This window comes from Streptomyces caeruleatus (assembly GCF_001514235.1).
GTDB lineage: Bacteria > Actinomycetota > Actinomycetes > Streptomycetales > Streptomycetaceae > Streptomyces > Streptomyces caeruleatus.
Genome location: NZ_KQ948931.1, coordinates 68,644 through 83,802, shown reverse-complemented (window position 1 = coordinate 83,802; position 15,159 = coordinate 68,644). Strand labels below are relative to the sequence as shown.

Below are 15,159 nucleotides of genomic sequence, written 5' to 3'. Positions count from 1 at the left end.
CCTTCTCCCCACCCCCAGGGCAGGGCCCAACTATAAATAAGTCGATAGGTCGCTGTCGCTACTGTGATTGGACACTGACAGAGAGTCAACTAGCCTTGTTCGCGCGGTTCTTCGCGCGCAGAACCGAGGGCGGTCCGAGCCACGAGGGGGGAGGTTCGGACCGCCCGTTCTCCGTAGTCGAACGTAGGTGGACGCAGCAGGACAGCGACGGACGCGGTGCCGGGCCCGGTCACCGATCCGACTCGTCCAGCGCCCGCAGCACATCCGCCACGAGGTCCTCGGGGTCCTCGGCGCCGACGGACATACGGATGAAGCCCTCCGGTACGGCGTCGCCGCCCCAGCGTCCGCGCCGCTCGGCCGTGGAGCGCACCCCGCCGAAGCTGGTCGCGTCGTCGACGAGCCGCAGTGACTCCAGGAAACGCTCGGCACGCGCGCGCGTGGGCAGCGTGAAGGACACCACGCAGCCGTAGCGCCGCATCTGCCGCGCGGCGATCTTGTGCGAAGGGTCGCCCGGCAGCCCCGGATACCGCACCCCGAGCTCCTCCGGCCGGTCCCGCAGCGCCTCGGCGAGCGCGAGGGCGGTGGCGTTCTGCCGCTCCACCCGCAGCTGGAGCGTGGCGAGGGAACGGTGCGCGAGCCAGGCCTCCATGGGCCCCGGGATCGCCCCGACGATCTTCCGCCAGCGCCGTACGGCAGCCATGGCCTCGGCGTCGCGACCGCTGACGTATCCCAGCAGCACGTCGCCATGCCCCGTCAGCTGCTTGGTGCCGCTGGCCACCGAGAAGTCGGCGCCGAGCTCCAGCGGCCGCTGCCCGAGCGGTGTCGCGAGCGTGTTGTCGACGGCGACGAGGGCGCCACCGGCGTGCGCCGCCTCGACGAGTCGCCGGATGTCGCACACGTCGAGGCCGGGGTTGGACGGCGTCTCGATCCACAGCAGCTTCGCGCCGTCCAGGACGCCGAGCTGGGCATCCCCGCCGGTCGGCGCCGTGCGCACCTCGATGCCGTATGCCTCCAACTGCGCGCGCACCAGGGGCAGTGCCTGGTAGCCGTCGCTGGGCAGGACGACCGTGTCCCCCGCCCGTAGCTGCGAGAAGAGCACCGACGACGTGGCGGCCATGCCCGACGCGAAGACCAGCGTCTCGACGCCGTCCTCCCCCGGCGCCTCCAGCTCGCCGATGGCGCGCTCCAGATGCGTCCAGGTCGGGTTCTCGTCCCGGCCGTAGGTGTACGGCCCCGTGGGCTCGCCCGGCAGGTGGAAGTGGGCGGCGAAGACCGGGCCCGGCAGGGTCGGCTCGTACGCCACCGGCTCGGGCAGCCCGGCCCGCACCGCGCGCGTGCCGTCTCCGCCGCCCGACGCCCGTCCCTGGTCCTCCGTACCGCTCATGCCGCCTGCCCTTCCACCTGTTCGCGGACCGCCGTGAGGAGGCCCGTACTTGCCGCCTCCACCATCTCAAGGCACTCCTCGAACCCGTCCCGGCCCCCGTAGTACGGGTCGGGCACGTCGAGGTCGTCGCCCGCGGCGGGGTCGTACGAACGCAGCAGCCGTACCTTCGCCACGTCCTCCGGCGTGGGCGCGAGGCGGCGCAGGGCCTTGAGATGGCCGGTGTCGAGCGCGATCACGAGGTCGACGCGCTCGAACCAGGACGTCTGGAACTGCCGGGCCGTGTGGCCGCTGTCGTAACCGTTCTCCTCCAGGACGGAGACGGTTCGCGGGTCGGCAGGGTCGCCCTCGTGCCAGCCACCGGTGCCGGCGCTGTCGACCTCAACCCGCCCGTCGAGCCCGGCCTCCGCCACGCGGGCGCGGAAGACGGACTCGGCCATCGGGGAGCGGCAGATGTTGCCGGTGCAGACGAAGCAGACGCGGTAGGTCATCGGATGTCAGTCCCCGTCAGGCAGGACGACGTGCAGCGCCCAGGAGACGATCGAGATGATCAGGCCACCGAGCACGGCCGTCCAGAAACCCTCGACATGGAAGCTCAGATCGAACCTGTCGGCGAGCCACGAGGTCAGCAGCAGCATCAGCGCGTTGACGACCAGGGTGAACAGGCCGAGCGTCAGGATGAGCAGCGGGAGGCTCAGGAGTTTCACGATCGGCTTGACGACGAAGTTCACCAGGCCGAAGAGCAGCGCGACGACGAGCAGGGTGCCTATCTTCTTGCCCGTGCTGTCACCGGTGAGGGTGATCTTGTCTATCAGCCAGACGGCGACCGCCAGGGCACCCGCGTTGGCGATCGTCTTGACTACGAAATTCTTCATGTGTCTGATCGTGGCAGACGAAATCGGCCAAGAGCACGGGGACGAGGGCGGACAAGAACGATGAAGGCATTCCGGCTGGACGAACTGGAGGCGGAGCGCGCCGCCAACGAGGGTGCCTACCTGCAGTTTCTGCGGGAGCGCAACATGTCGGTCGGGTTGTACGCGCTCAACGCCGGAGAGCACGATCCACAGAAGCCGCACAACCAGGACGAGGTCTACTTCGTTGTGAGCGGCCGCGCCCACATCACCGTCGGCATGGAGACCACACAGGTGGCGCGCGGCAGCGTGGTGTACGTCCCGGCCGGGGTCGCCCACAAGTTCCACCACATCAGCGAGGACCTGAGGGTGCTCGTGGTGTTCTCTCCACCTGAGAGCTGACACGAGGCCTCGGGGTTCCCTAGGGGATCGATCAGGGGAGGACAAGGGCTGCGAGGGCCCCGCCGGGGCACCTGCCGGACCTAGCATCGAGGGCAGGGAATCAGCGGATTCGACCCGATGGAGTCGAAGTCGGCGGATTCGAAGGATCAGCACCCGGCACAGAGACGGGCGGAGAGGTAAGGACGAGGGCGATGCGTGAGATCTTCGCAGGAATGCCGTGGTGGGTTAAGTGGATCGCGGTGCCCGTCATCGCCCTGGTCGTGTTCGGCGGGCTGATAGCCAGCGTCGTCGGATTCGTCATCGGACTGCTCTTCAAGCTGTTGGTCTTCGTGGCCCTGGTCGGTGGACTGATCTACGTCGTACGGAAGTTCACGTCGAGCTCCTCGTCGCGCAGCGACTGGTGAGGTCCGTGAGGGCCGTGGGGACCGGTGGGCGGTAACAGGAATCACCGGTTCCCTCGGGCGAGGGAAGTTTCCCGGGCGGGGCGTCGGCGAACGGTGGCCGACGCATAGAGTCCGGAAATCGACGCGGGGACCCCCCCGCGTGCGGCGTGCACCCCCACCCGTGTTCCCCGCACGGGCTCCCCCCTCGCGCTCCGGGAGTGACCCATGGCCACGGTTGACACCGCACCTTCAGACCCCCACCCACCCGTCGGGCGACCCCGTTCCGCCGTGCCCCAGGTACCGCGGCAGGCTTCCCCGACCCCCACCGAGCAGCCGCAGTCCGCGACGCTCATCGGATCCGTCCAGCGCGCGATGCGCCTGCTGGAATGCGTCGCCGAGCACGAGTACGGCGCTCCCGCCAAGCAACTCGCCCGCGAGACGGGCCTGGCGCTGCCCACCGCCTACCACCTGTTGCGCACCCTGGTGCACGAGGGCTATCTGCGCCGCGACAAAGGGCTGTTCTTCCTCGGCGAGGCAGCTGTACGGCTGAGCAGCAGCGCGGCCCAGCAGAAACGTCGCAGCACGGTTGCCGACGCGCTCGCTCAATGGCGTGATGTCATCGGTGTCCCCGTTTACTACGCCCAGTACCGCGACGGTGAGATCGAGGTCATGTGCGTCTCGGACACCCCGGGCAATCCCGCGGTGGAGGAATGGGCCGACTTCCGGGAGACCGGCCATGCACACGCCATCGGTCAGTGCCTGCTCTCCCAACTGGACGACGAAGCCCGCCGCGATCACCTCGACCGCCATCCCGTGCAGGCCATCACCCCGTACACCGTGCGCGACAGCCGCACCCTGCTACGACGCCTTGAACGGACCCGTCGGATGGAGCCGGTGACCGAGCGTCAGGAGTACGCGCTGGGCACGGTGTGCGCGGCGATTCCGATCACGGTCGGCACCACCGCCGCGACGATGGCCATTTCCCTGCCCGCCCATCAGGCCGACCGGCTGCTGTCGGCGGCACGGCAGCTGCAGGACGAGATCGGGCGGCTCCTGGGGTCACTCGCGATCTCTATCAGTATCTGAAAACTCACTCCTTGTGATCTCTCGTGTACGTTCAGCAAGATTCCACCAGTGTCGGGCTCCGGTCCCGGCCAGTCGACGGCAAACGACGGGGTAGGCGATGCGCGAGTCCGTAGAGGCAGAGGTCATGATGAGCTTTCTCGTGTCCGAGGAGCTCTCCTTCCGCATCCCGGTGGAGTTGCGCTACGAGACCTGTGATCCCTATGCCGTACGGCTGACCTTCCACCTGCCCGGCGATGCCCCGGTGACCTGGGCGTTCGGCCGGGAGCTGCTGGTGGACGGGGTGGGCCGACCGTGCGGGGAGGGAGATGTACGGGTCTCGCCGGCCGGTTCCGAGACACTGGGCGATGTGTTGATCCGCCTTCAGGTCGGTGCCGACCAGGCGCTGTTCCGTTCCTCGGTGGCGCCGCTCGTGGCCTTCCTCGACCGCACCGACAAGCTGGTGCCGCTCGGCCAGGAGGGCGCGCTCGCCGACTTCGACGCCCATCTCGACGAGGCACTGGACCGCATCCTGGCGGAAGAGCAGAGCGCGGGCTGAAGCGTTACGGCAGCCTGGTGCGGGAGTGGCGTAACGCTTCAGCGGCACGCAAGGGGCGCGTGGGAGCGCTTCCGCATTGCCGGGTGTGCTTCACGCTCCGCCGGACGGGCGGAGTGGTTGCCCCGGCTGGAAGGACTTCGCCCGTCACCGTTTGCGCCGACGCCCCCGCCCACCGCGTCCCGGAGCCGGCTGTGCGCCGGTCGAAGCCGACGACGCGCCCGCCGGGACCGGCTGGGTTCCCGTCGACGCCGCCCCCTTCTCCGGGCGGTCGGCCGAGACGACCAGGGCCGCGAGGGCCGTGGTCACCGGCACCGACGCGACCAGGCCGATGGAGCCCACCAGCGTCCGCACGATCTCCTCCGCCACCAGCTCGCTGTTGGCGACCGTCCCCACACCGCTCTGCGCGATCGAGAAGAGCAGCAGCAACGGCAGCGCGGCACCCGCGTAAGCGAGGACGAGGGTGTTGACGACGGACGCGATGTGGTCGCGGCCGATGCGGATGCCCGCCCGGTACAGCCCGCGCCAGCCCATCGTCGGGTTGGCCTCGTGCAGCTCCCAGACCGCGGACGTCTGGGTGACCGTCACGTCGTCGAGGACACCGAGCGAACCGATGATGACGCCGGCGAGCAGCAGACCGCTCATGTCGATCGACGGATAGAGCCCGTGGATCAGTCCGGTGTTGTCGTCGGTGTTGCCGGTGAGCGCGGCCCAGTCGATGAAACCCGAGCCGAGGAGGCCGATCAGCAGCAGCGAGAGCAGCGTGCCGAGTACCGCCACGGAGGTGCGGGCCGACAGGCCGTGGCACATGTAGAGGGCGATCAGCATGATGGCGCTCGCCCCCACCACCGCCACGACCAGCGGGTTCGAGCCTTGAAGGATCGCCGGCAGGATGAAGAAGGTCAGCACGAGGAAGCTGATGGCCAGGGCGACCAGCGCCATGACACCGCGCATCCGGCCCACCACCACGACCGCGAGCGCGAAGATGCCGGCGAGCAGCGCCATCGGGAACTTGCGGTTCACGTCGGTGACCGAGTACTGGAGATCCTTCGGCGCGGAGGGCTCGTACGCGACCACGACCTCCTGGCCCTCGTGCAGCTGGCGCGACTGGTCGGGCTGCACGATCTCCGTGAACGTACGGCCCTTGTCCTTGCCCGTGTCGACGCGGATCGTCGCCTTCTTGCAGGTGCCGCTCTCCTGCTGCACGGCGGAGGAACCCTCGGCGGTGGAGGTGTCGCCGGTCGGGGGCACCCCCGTGGCGTTGACGTCCTTGCAGCTCAGCGCGACCACCTTGGTGACCGTGGCCTGCTGGGTCTGCCGGTCGAAGCCGACACCGGTGCGCTCGTGCGGCGGGGCACCGCCCGGCCACAGCACCGCGAGCCCCACCACCACCGCCGCGGCGAACGGGATCAGGATCGCCGCGATGACCTTGCGCAGATGCCGGGATACGGGTGCCGCCGGGCCATGGGCGTGACTGTGCGAGTGCCCGTGCCCATGGCCGTCGCCCCCATCACCACCTCCCTGCCGCCCGCCGGATCCGGGGCCGTGACCATGGCCACCACCGGCGTCCTGGCCGGACCGGTCACCCGGACCGTGCCCCTGCCCATGCCTCTGCCCCGGCCCTGCCGAGCCGCCGGCCTGGGCACCGTGGTCGTACGGGCCACCGGAGCCGGGTCCGCGCTCCTGCCCGCCACCGACGCCGTCCCCGTGCGCAGGCATCCCATCCCGTCCGGGGCCGCGCTCGTGCCAGTCACCGGCCCCGCCTTCGCGCTCACCCATCCCACCGGGCCCGGTGCCGTGTTCGTGCCACCCGCCGGTTCCAGCCGCGTGATCATCGTGGCCGTCACCGGAAGCACGGCCGTACGCACCGTCGTATCTGCCTCCGGGCACGCCTGAACCCCGGCCGTCCATACGGCCGTTGCCCCGCACGGGGCCGTTTCCGGGGCCGTTTCCGGAGCCGGAGCCGCGCCGTGGCTCGTGCGGTGGGTAGGGAGGTTCATGCGTCGTGGTCACCGACCGATCATCGCAAGAACGACCGGGGCCCTCTGTTCACCGCGCCCGAATTGACGCTAGCGTGGTGCCACCTTTGTACACGCGGGAGCTCGGAGCACCGGGCTGAGAGGGCGCTGACCTCCGTCCCAGCGATGTTTCACATGAAACATCACCCATCGCGAGTGATGTTTCACACGAAACGTCGGCAGACGGAAGCCGCTGCGTCGACCGCCGAACCTGTTACCGGGTAATGCCGGCGTAGGGAGTAGGTCTCATGACCATCAAGGACGCGCGCACGCCTGCCTCCGTTCAGGACGACAAGTCCGAGGAGGCCGGGAAGTCCATCGGCTGGCACAAGGCGTATGTCGAGGGCTCACGCCCCGATCTGCGGGTGCCGGTCCGCCAGGTGCACCTCACCAACGGGCAGTCCGTCACGCTGTATGACACCTCCGGCCCGTACACCGATCCACTCGCCGACACCGACGTCCGCAGGGGGCTGCCCCCGCTGCGGGAGAACTGGATCATCGCCCGCGGCGACACCGAGGAGTACGCGGGCCGTCCCGCCCGTCCCGAGGACGACGGGATCAAGCACACCTCGCCACGTGGCGGCCTGCGCAACCTCGACGCGGTCTTCCCCGGGCGTCCGCGCCAGCCGCGTCGCAGCCGGGACGGCAAGGCGGTGACACAGCTCGCCTACGCTCGCCGCGGTGAGATCACTCCGGAGATGGAGTACGTGGCCATCCGGGAGAACGTCTCTCCCGAAGTGGTCCGCGAGGAGATCGCCGCGGGCCGGGCGGTGCTGCCCGCGAACGTCAACCACCCGGAGATCGAGCCGATGATCATCGGCAAGCGGTTCCTGGTGAAGGTCAACGCCAACATCGGCAACTCCGCGGTCACCTCCTCCATCGAGGAAGAGGTCGAGAAGATGACCTGGGCGACCCGCTGGGGCGCCGACACGGTCATGGACCTGTCGACCGGCCGCAACATCCACACGACCCGTGAATGGGTGCTGCGCAACTCCCCCGTCCCCATCGGCACGGTCCCGCTCTACCAGGCGCTGGAGAAGGTCGACGGCCGCGCCGAGGAGCTGACCTGGGAGATCTACAAGGACACGGTCATCGAACAGGCCGAGCAGGGCGTGGACTACATGACGGTCCACGCGGGCGTGCGCCTGCCGTACGTCCCGCTCACGGCCAACCGCAAGACCGGCATCGTCTCGCGCGGCGGCTCGATCATGGCGGCGTGGTGCCTGGCGCACCACAAGGAGAGCTTCCTGTACGAGAACTTCGAGGAACTCTGCGAGATCCTCGCCGCCTACGACGTCACGTACTCGCTCGGCGACGGCCTGCGGCCCGGTTCGATCGCGGACGCCAACGACGAGGCGCAGTTCGCTGAGTTGAGGACGCTCGGGGAACTCAACACGATCGCCAAGCGTTTCAACGTACAGACCATGATCGAGGGCCCGGGACACGTCCCGATGCACAAGATCAAGGAGAACATCGACCTTCAGCAGGAGATCTGCGATGAAGCTCCGTTCTATACGCTCGGCCCGCTGACGACCGACGTCGCCCCGGCCTACGACCACATCACCTCCGGCATCGGTGCCGCGATGATCGCCTGGTGGGGCACGGCCATGCTCTGCTACGTCACGCCCAAGGAGCACCTGGGCCTGCCCAACCGTGACGACGTCAAGACCGGCGTCATCACCTACAAGATCGCCGCCCACGCGGCCGATCTCGCCAAGGGGCATCCCGGTGCGCAGGAGTGGGACGACGCGCTGTCCGACGCCCGCTTCGAGTTCCGGTGGGAGGACCAGTTCAATCTGGCGCTCGACCCGGACACGGCACGCGAGTTCCACGACGAGACGCTGCCGGCCGAGCCCGCCAAGACGGCCCACTTCTGCTCCATGTGCGGGCCGAAGTTCTGCTCGATGAAGATCTCCCAGGACATCCGCCGCCAACACGGCGGATCCCAGCAGGAGATCGAGGAGGGCATGGCCCAGAAGTCGAAGGAGTTCGCAGCGGCGGGCAACCGGGTGTACCTGCCGATGGCGGACTGAGCGCGTGACGGCCGGGCAGGGGAGCAAGCTCACCGCACACCGCGGCGCCCCTGCCTGCCGCCCGCGGTAAGTCGGCCGCCCGTAACGGTACGGGCACGACGCTGCTCCGCCCGATCAAGATCTTTAGGGTTTCGTGTGTGAGTGGGATCGATGTCACCAACGGCGTGGTCGGCGCCTTCATCGGCATGCTGTTCGCGGTGCTGTTCCAGCAGCCCCTTCAGAACGGCTGGTACCGGCTGCGCAGGCGGTCGGCGAGTGCGCTACGCAGCATGCGGCGGAAGGAGGAGTCCGAGCCGGCCTGGAGCACGTTCTCGCTGGGGCCGCTGCAGACGTCGGCGCTGATCGTCGAGGGAGACGGAGACAAGCCGATACCCCCGGAGGCGGTGTACATCCATGTGCTCGACGGTGAGGTGGAGTTGCCGTCGGACATGGCCGGCTGGCGTGCGGAGATCGCCGAGGAGAGCGAGCGGCTGAGGGCCGAGGGACGAACCCCGTTGTGGAACGGGCCGCGGTACGCGGTCGAGTCGGTCGACATCTCCCGTACCGCCCTCGAGGAGTCGCCCGAAGTACATCTGCGGTTGCGGCCGACGGATTACTACACGTTCCTGGCCGCTCAGCAGCTCGACCGTCGGCTGCCCGACGGCACGACTCCCCGCTCCCGTTACCTGGATCCGGAGAGGCCGCTCCAGGCACCGGAGTTCCTCCAGTGCAGCTTCGCGGTCAACGTCGCGGTCATCACCGCCGACGACATGCTGGTGGTCAGCCGGCGCAGCGACCGGGTGCGCATGGCGCCGGGCGTATGGAACTCCTCCGTCAACGAGGGGCTGTCGCGGCACATCGACTCCTCCGGCAGAAGCGCACCGGATCTGCACGGGGTGGCCCGGCGCGGCATGCGGGAGGAACTGGCCCTGGAGCCGCACGAGTACACCCTCGAACTGCTGGCGTTCGTGCTGGACATCCACAAACGCCACTGGAGCGGACACTTCTACGCCAGGCTCAAGGAGCTGACGAGCTCGGATCTGCAGGCGCGGATGAGCCGGGGCGTCGCGGACCGGTGGGAGCACGAGACCATCGAGTACGTGCCCTTCCGGCCGGCCGCGGTGATCAAGTACCTGTTGCGTGAGGACCGGGTCCATCGTTGGGCTCCCCTGGCACCGGCCCTGTTCCATCTGTCCCTGGTGCACGCCTTCAGCCGGACGCTCGTGGAACGCGTGGAAGCGCAGTGCCTTCGGCGCCTGTAGCCCCGGCCGACGTCCATGTCCCAGGGCATCGAGGGCCGGAACCTCCGGTTCACCACAGGCCGTATCCCCGACCATGCTGCCCCGTGGATCGGCTCTCGCGCTTGCGCTCCCCAGGACGGGGGCGCAAGCCGAGGGCGCTTTCGGCCGACGTCACTCCGGCTGGTGTTCCGGCCCTCCGAAGTCCGGGCTCGTGTAGTCCGGGCTGGTGTAGCTCGGACGGGAGCCACGGGAGGCGCCGTCGTCCGGGCTGCTGAAACCCGGGCGGTCGTAGCCGAGGTTCGGGATGCGGCCGGCCGGGGTCGACGGTGGCGTGCGGTGCAGGACCGATGCCGTGCCGGGGTCGGCGAGTGCCTCCCGGAGGAAGGGCAGGATGCCGCGCTCAAGCAGGGCCTCGCGCCAGGCTTCCTGGGCTCGGGTGACCTCCTCGCTCAGTTCGCCGTAGGGGCCGCCGTCGAGTGCCGGCCGGTTGCGCAGGGCGGTGAGCAGGAGCCCGACGCCGGCGACCAGGATCGCGGCCGCCGCGACGGCGCCGAAGACCCATCCGGTGGTGAGCATCGTCTGGGCGAACGCCGGCTCGGGGTCGAACATCTTCAGGATGTAGCCGACGAGCAGGAAGATCGCCGCGGCGGTGCCGGCGAGGACGGGTGCCAGGACGGCGAGCACGGCGACCACGCCGGGCCCGGCCGTCTCGGCGACCTCTCCCACAGTGGTGGCGAGCCCCATCGCGCCCGTGCCCGACTCGGAGGAGCCGCTCTCACGGGTGGACGGCGGGGTGGACGGCGCCGGCCGGCGCAGTTCCTCGCGGACCTTCACATAGTGCTGGTACTCGGTCGCCGCGGCCGCCGTGATGAGTGCGGTGGCGTTGAGCGCCATGGTGCGCAGCTGTTCGGGGTTGAGCCGCTGTCCGACAGCGGTCAGTTCCGGGCGGTGTGGTGCGGAGCGCAGCGCCTCATCGAGGATCCGCTCGTATTCCTGGCGGTCCTCGCTGTGCAGGTGCTGCGGAACGCTGTTCATGTGCATCCCCCGATGCTCCGTAGGGCTTGGGGCTCGCATGCCAACGAGCCGTCGGGCAGAAACGGAGGGGAGCCTGCTACGGATAAGCCGATGGTAGAGCGGTGACGGCACACGGTGACAGGGGGTTTGCCAAAATTGGGCCCTGGCCTGCGCCGTCTTCCGTCACTGCGTCATGAGGGGGCGTCTGCCCGGTGAACGCTCAGATATCCAGGGGAAGTTGCTGGACCAGCAGCTTTCCGGCCATGGTCACGCCGCCGTCCATCGCGATGGCGAGGCGTTCGGCGTAGACGTGCGGTCCCTCGACCAGGGGCCCGCCGCTGTCCTCGCTCTCCTCGGAGCCGACCTCGCCCTTCAGATACGGAATGGGGCTGTGGCCGTGAACGATGCGGGTGCCGCCGTACGTATCGAGAAGGGAGCGCACATGGTCGGCGCCGCCCTCGTCGCGGAAGGAGAAGCGCTTGGTGAACTTGCGGAAGAGATCCCAGACCTCGTCGGCGTCGTTGCGTGTGAGTGTCTCGCGGACGGTGTCGTTGACGGCCTCGATCGAGTCGCCGTAGTCGAGATAGGCGGTGGTGTCCGAGTGCACGAGCAGATGGCCGTCGACCTCTTCCATGGCGTCCAGCCGGGACATCCACTGCAGGTGGTGGTCCTGGAGGCGGTCCATGTCGGTCTTCTGGCCGCCGTTGAGCAGCCAGGCGGCCTGGAAGGTGGCGGTGCCCGCGCCGGAGTTGACAGGCGTGTCGCCGAAGCGCTTGGCGCCGATCAGCAGCAGCTCGTGGTTGCCCATCAGCGCCTTGCAGTACCCGCCGGCCGCGGCGGCCTCCGCGGACAGCCGCATCACGAGGTCGATGACGCCGATGCCGTCGGGGCCGCGGTCGGTGAAGTCGCCGAGGAACCACAGGCGGGCGGTGCCGGCGCACCAGTTCGCCGCCGCGTCGATGAGGCCCTTCTCCTGGAGGGCGGCCACCAGCTCGTCGAGATAGCCGTGCACGTCGCCGACGACGAACAGAGGGCCGGGACCGTCCACCGGCTGCGGGGCCGACAGGGAGTCGGGGTCGACGTGCACCTGGACCGTGTCACCGCGGTTGATCACGGGAAGGTCCCGCTGGGTGGGCGTGTACCCCTCCGGGTAGGCCTCGTCGGCGGGCGGGGCGACGTCGCCCGGGTGTGTGCTGTGGGCGTACGGACCGGTCTCGTGCACGTAAGCGGGCACCCGGAAGTCGCGCAACGTCGCCGTCCGCTCCACCTCGGGTCCCTGACCGGCCCCCTGAGTCATCAGACCCCTCCACCATCGCGCCGCAGCTGCACCGCATCGGACTGCCTGGTCGCAGCGGCCCGCGGGTGTCGTGCGCCCATCATAGGAATGCCGATCGCGCCATGTGATGACCCAGGGGTGGTGAATCGGAGCAGGACTCCTGTTCACCGCGGCTTTCGCCCCGATTGCGCCGGGCTTAGGCCGCTCGATGACCTCGCTCCCGTCGCCCCTCGACCTGGGGTCAGCCGCCCCTCGGGGCCCGCTTCTACCGTTCCTCGGGCGACCGGGGCGGGCTGACCGTCGTCCGCGGAGGCCGTCGCTGGGACGAGGTACGCACGATCAGCTCGGTCGGTATCACCTGCTCGACCGGGTCGTCCGACTCGACCCCCTCGATGGCGTCGATGAGGAGCTGGACCACGGCCGTGCCGATGCGGCGCGGCTTGAGGGAGAGCGTGGTGATGGGCGGCTCGGTGTTGGCGTACACCGTGGACTCGCTGCAGCACACCAGAAGCAGGTCGTCCGGTACGCGCAGGCCGTAGCGACGCGCGGCGGCGAGCAGGTCGGTGCCGTTCGGGTCGAACAGGCCGTAGACCGCGTCGGGCCGGTCGGGGCGGGCGAGCAGCCGGTCCGCGGCGACGGCGCCCGCGCACGGGTCGTGCGCCGGGTAGGCCTCGTACACCGGGTCCTGGCCGACCCGCTCGCACCAGCGCAGATACGCGGTGGTCGACAGATGGGTGTACGTGTCCGTCGTGGTGCCCGTCAGCAGTCCGATCCGTCGGGCGCCGGCGTCGGCCAGGTGGTCGAGGATGCCGAGTACGGCGGCCTCGTGGTCGTTGTCGACCCAGGCGGTGACGGGGAGCGAGCCGGCCGGGCGGCCGTCGGAGACGACCGGGAGGCCCTGTCTGACCAGCTCGCTGACGACGGGGTCCTGGTCGGACGGGTCGATGACGACCGTGCCGTCGAGGGCGACGTTCGACCAGACGTCGTGGCGCGAGGTGGCGGGGAGGATCACGAGCGCGTAGCCGCGGGCGAGCGCGGCCGAGGTGGCGGCGCGGGCCATTTCGGCGAAGTACGCGAACTCGGTGAAGGTGAAAGGTTCATCCCCGTATGTCGTCACGGTCAGGCCGATGAGTCCTGACTTGCCGGTACGGAGTGTCCGGGCGGCGGCCGACGGGCGGTAGCCCAGCCGGTCGGCGACCTCGCGGACATGGCGTCGGGTGGCGTCGGGGAGCCGGCCCTTTCCGTTGAGGGCGTCGGAGACGGTCGTGATGGAGACCCCGGCGGCGGCCGCCACGTCTCTGATGCCCGCCCGACTGGGCCGACTGCCTCGACGTGAGGTTTCCGCGCGGCTCACCTGGTGCTTCCCTGCTGCTGTCATGGCGAGCCGATAGTAGGGCTCATTCGGTGGGGTAGTGCGGACGCATATGCAGCCGTTGACAGACACGTTTCTGCAAGGTCATCTGGTGTCAAACTCCTTAGAAAGCAAGGGAGTTGAACGATCCAATGGCAAGACGTGACTTGTCGGCACGCATGGGCCTGCCAAGTGCCCGATGTTTCGAAGAGGTCTCAACTCACCTTCACGGGTGATGCGCGCCACGGCGTGAGCCACCGGCGCATAGATATATGTGTGATGCGCCCCCTAATTCGTACGCCTTCGTACGCTGATGCCCCTGATGCAGGTGTGACAGCTGGGGTCGGCAGGACTCGGCAGGACTTGGCGCGGGTCGGCAGGACGGTCTGCGGAAGGCTGCAGACGGGCGCCCGCACCTGTACGCATCGGCGCCGAATCCTCATAAGGTGAGAAGTATTGGAGCCGGCGGTGGTGATGGGCCGCCGGTGGTCGCGAGGAGGACTGCGGTGAGCGAGACGAGCCCCAAGCTGCGCGCCGAGCTGGAGGGTATCCCCACCTACAAGCCGGGCAAGCCCGCCGCGGCCGGTGGTCCGGTGGCCTACAAGCTGTCCTCCAACGAGAACCCCTATCCGCCGCTGCCCGGCGTGATGGAGACCGTGACGGCCGCCGCCTCGTCCTTCAACCGCTACCCGGACATGATGTGCACGGGGCTGATGAACGAGCTGTCCGAGCGCTTCGGCGTCCCGGCCTCCCACCTGGCGACCGGCACCGGCTCGGTCGGCGTCGCCCAGCAGCTGATCCAGTCCACCGCCGGCCCCGGCGACGAGGTCATCTACGCCTGGCGGTCCTTCGAGGCGTACCCGATCATCACGCAGATCAGCGGCGCCACGTCCGTCCAGGTGCCGCTGACGCCGGGCGATGTGCACGACCTGGACGCGATGGCCGCCGCCATCACCGACCGCACCCGGCTGATTTTCGTCTGCAACCCCAACAACCCGACGGGCACGGTCGTCAGGCGGGCCGAGCTGGAGCGGTTCCTCGACCGGGTGCCCGGCGATGTCCTGGTGGTGCTGGACGAGGCGTACCGCGAGTTCATCCGTGACCCCGAGGTGCCGGACGGTGTGGAGATCTACCGTGAGCGGCCCAACGTCTGTGTTCTGCGGACGTTCTCCAAGGCGTACGGCCTTGCCGGCCTCCGCGTCGGCTTCGCGATTGCGCAGGAGCCGGTCGCGGCTGCGCTGCGCAAGACGGCCGTGCCCTTCGGGGTGAGCCAGATCGCGCAGGAGGCGGCCATCGCCTCGCTGCGTGCCGAGGACGAACTGATCGGCCGGGTCGGCTCGTTGGTGTGCGAGCGCAACCGCGTGGTCGACGGGCTGCGCGCTCAGGGCTGGACGGTGCCCGAGACCCAGGCCAACTTCGTGTGGCTGCGGCTGGGGGAGCGCACGGTCGCCTTCGCTCAGGCCTGTGAGCAGGCGGGCGTGGTGATCCGACCGTTCCCGGGCGAGGGTGTGCGGGTGACGGTCGGGGAGGCCGAGGCGAACGACATCTTCCTGAAGGTGGCGGAAGGCTTCCGCAAGGAGCTGTAGGGCTCGGTCAGAAGGAGCTGTAGGCC

At 69.2% G+C, this 15,159-nt stretch carries 15 protein-coding genes; 8 read left to right on the top strand and 7 right to left on the bottom strand.

Annotated elements, in window-relative coordinates:
• Nucleotides 1-229: 229 nt before the first annotated feature.
• The 3 genes from AQJ67_RS23990 to AQJ67_RS23980 are packed head-to-tail and all read right to left on the bottom strand — an operon-like array spanning nt 230 to nt 2,256.
• The gene (locus AQJ67_RS23990; RefSeq protein ID WP_062721143.1) at nt 230-1,384 is read right to left on the bottom strand and encodes a cystathionine gamma-lyase; all 1,155 of its coding nucleotides are present in this window, start codon (nt 1,382-1,384) and stop codon (nt 230-232) included.
• Complete coding sequence (locus AQJ67_RS23985) at nt 1,381-1,872, bottom strand: low molecular weight protein-tyrosine-phosphatase (RefSeq protein WP_062721142.1); 492 nt, start codon at nt 1,870-1,872, stop codon at nt 1,381-1,383. The genes AQJ67_RS23990 and AQJ67_RS23985 overlap by 4 nt, the downstream gene beginning before the upstream one ends.
• A 6-nt stretch (nt 1,873-1,878) precedes the next feature.
• The gene (locus tag AQJ67_RS23980) at nt 1,879-2,256 is read right to left on the bottom strand and encodes a phage holin family protein (protein WP_062721141.1); all 378 of its coding nucleotides are present in this window, start codon (nt 2,254-2,256) and stop codon (nt 1,879-1,881) included.
• 60 nt (nt 2,257-2,316) lie between these two features.
• Here AQJ67_RS23980 and AQJ67_RS23975 point away from each other — a divergent pair, with 60 nt between their 5' ends.
• The 4 genes from AQJ67_RS23975 (at nt 2,317) to AQJ67_RS23960 (ending at nt 4,638) form a co-directional block, all read left to right on the top strand.
• On the top strand, nt 2,317-2,634 hold the full coding sequence (locus AQJ67_RS23975) for a cupin domain-containing protein (protein WP_062721140.1): 318 nt from the start codon (nt 2,317-2,319) through the stop codon (nt 2,632-2,634).
• Between the two features lie 191 nt (nt 2,635-2,825).
• Nucleotides 2,826-3,038 (top strand): DUF5326 family protein, encoded by a 213-nt coding sequence (locus AQJ67_RS23970; RefSeq protein WP_062721139.1) that lies wholly within the window; start codon nt 2,826-2,828, stop codon nt 3,036-3,038.
• Nucleotides 3,039-3,242: 204 nt separating this feature from the next.
• A complete protein-coding gene (locus AQJ67_RS23965) occupies nt 3,243-4,103 on the top strand; it encodes an IclR family transcriptional regulator (RefSeq protein ID WP_244190564.1) in 861 nt (286 codons plus the stop codon).
• A 97-nt stretch (nt 4,104-4,200) separates the two neighbouring features.
• Complete coding sequence (locus tag AQJ67_RS23960) at nt 4,201-4,638, top strand: SsgA family sporulation/cell division regulator (RefSeq protein ID WP_030048438.1); 438 nt, start codon at nt 4,201-4,203, stop codon at nt 4,636-4,638.
• A 144-nt stretch (nt 4,639-4,782) separates the two neighbouring features.
• On the opposite strand, the gene AQJ67_RS23955 is transcribed toward AQJ67_RS23960, so the two are convergent.
• Nucleotides 4,783-6,354, bottom strand: coding sequence for a YibE/F family protein (locus AQJ67_RS23955; protein ID WP_079056127.1), 1,572 nt, complete (start codon nt 6,352-6,354; stop codon nt 4,783-4,785).
• Between AQJ67_RS23955 and AQJ67_RS45485 the strand changes: the two genes are divergently transcribed.
• From AQJ67_RS45485 to AQJ67_RS23940, 3 genes are all read left to right on the top strand, one after another.
• On the top strand, nt 6,343-6,531 hold the full coding sequence (locus AQJ67_RS45485; RefSeq protein WP_079056126.1) for a hypothetical protein: 189 nt from the start codon (nt 6,343-6,345) through the stop codon (nt 6,529-6,531). The two genes, AQJ67_RS23955 and AQJ67_RS45485, sit on opposite strands and share 12 nt — an antisense overlap.
• 370 nt (nt 6,532-6,901) lie before the next feature.
• A complete protein-coding gene (gene thiC, locus AQJ67_RS23945) occupies nt 6,902-8,686 on the top strand; it encodes a phosphomethylpyrimidine synthase ThiC (RefSeq protein WP_062721136.1) in 1,785 nt (594 codons plus the stop codon).
• Nucleotides 8,687-8,823: 137 nt separating this feature from the next.
• Nucleotides 8,824-9,927, top strand: a complete 1,104-nt coding sequence (locus AQJ67_RS23940; protein ID WP_062721135.1) for a hypothetical protein — start codon at nt 8,824-8,826, stop codon at nt 9,925-9,927.
• Between the two features lie 150 nt (nt 9,928-10,077).
• Here the strand turns inward: AQJ67_RS23940 and AQJ67_RS23935 are convergent, their stop codons facing one another.
• The 3 genes from AQJ67_RS23935 to AQJ67_RS23925 all read right to left on the bottom strand — a co-directional run bounded on the left by AQJ67_RS23935 (nt 10,078) and on the right by AQJ67_RS23925 (nt 13,574).
• The gene (locus AQJ67_RS23935; RefSeq protein ID WP_062721134.1) at nt 10,078-10,947 is read right to left on the bottom strand and encodes a hypothetical protein; all 870 of its coding nucleotides are present in this window, start codon (nt 10,945-10,947) and stop codon (nt 10,078-10,080) included.
• Nucleotides 10,948-11,140: 193 nt separating this feature from the next.
• On the bottom strand, nt 11,141-12,217 hold the full coding sequence (locus AQJ67_RS23930) for a metallophosphoesterase (RefSeq protein WP_062721133.1): 1,077 nt from the start codon (nt 12,215-12,217) through the stop codon (nt 11,141-11,143).
• A gap of 244 nt (nt 12,218-12,461) precedes the next feature.
• Complete coding sequence (locus AQJ67_RS23925) at nt 12,462-13,574, bottom strand: LacI family DNA-binding transcriptional regulator (protein WP_079056125.1); 1,113 nt, start codon at nt 13,572-13,574, stop codon at nt 12,462-12,464.
• 479 nt (nt 13,575-14,053) lie between these two features.
• On the opposite strand from AQJ67_RS23925, the gene hisC reads away from it, so the two are divergent.
• A complete protein-coding gene (hisC, locus tag AQJ67_RS23920; protein WP_062721131.1) occupies nt 14,054-15,133 on the top strand; it encodes a histidinol-phosphate transaminase in 1,080 nt (359 codons plus the stop codon).
• Nucleotides 15,134-15,159: the final 26 nt, after the last annotated feature.

What these genes read in the sequence shown, in the direction of transcription:
- AQJ67_RS23990 (WP_062721143.1), bottom strand. Translation starts at nt 1,384, where the DNA reads ATGAGCGGTACGGAGGACCAGGGACGGGCGTCGGGCGGCGGAGACGGC.
- AQJ67_RS23985 (WP_062721142.1), bottom strand. Translation starts at nt 1,872, where the DNA reads ATGACCTACCGCGTCTGCTTCGTCTGCACCGGCAACATCTGCCGCTCC.
- AQJ67_RS23980 (WP_062721141.1), bottom strand. Translation starts at nt 2,256, where the DNA reads ATGAAGAATTTCGTAGTCAAGACGATCGCCAACGCGGGTGCCCTGGCG.
- AQJ67_RS23975 (WP_062721140.1), top strand. Translation starts at nt 2,317, where the DNA reads ATGAAGGCATTCCGGCTGGACGAACTGGAGGCGGAGCGCGCCGCCAAC.
- AQJ67_RS23970 (WP_062721139.1), top strand. Translation starts at nt 2,826, where the DNA reads ATGCGTGAGATCTTCGCAGGAATGCCGTGGTGGGTTAAGTGGATCGCG.
- AQJ67_RS23965 (WP_244190564.1), top strand. Translation starts at nt 3,243, where the DNA reads ATGGCCACGGTTGACACCGCACCTTCAGACCCCCACCCACCCGTCGGG.
- AQJ67_RS23960 (WP_030048438.1), top strand. Translation starts at nt 4,201, where the DNA reads ATGCGCGAGTCCGTAGAGGCAGAGGTCATGATGAGCTTTCTCGTGTCC.
- AQJ67_RS23955 (WP_079056127.1), bottom strand. Translation starts at nt 6,354, where the DNA reads ATGCCTGCGCACGGGGACGGCGTCGGTGGCGGGCAGGAGCGCGGACCC.
- thiC (WP_062721136.1), top strand. Translation starts at nt 6,902, where the DNA reads ATGACCATCAAGGACGCGCGCACGCCTGCCTCCGTTCAGGACGACAAG.
- AQJ67_RS23935 (WP_062721134.1), bottom strand. Translation starts at nt 10,947, where the DNA reads ATGCACATGAACAGCGTTCCGCAGCACCTGCACAGCGAGGACCGCCAG.
- AQJ67_RS23930 (WP_062721133.1), bottom strand. Translation starts at nt 12,217, where the DNA reads ATGACTCAGGGGGCCGGTCAGGGACCCGAGGTGGAGCGGACGGCGACG.
- AQJ67_RS23925 (WP_079056125.1), bottom strand. Translation starts at nt 13,574, where the DNA reads ATGACAGCAGCAGGGAAGCACCAGGTGAGCCGCGCGGAAACCTCACGT.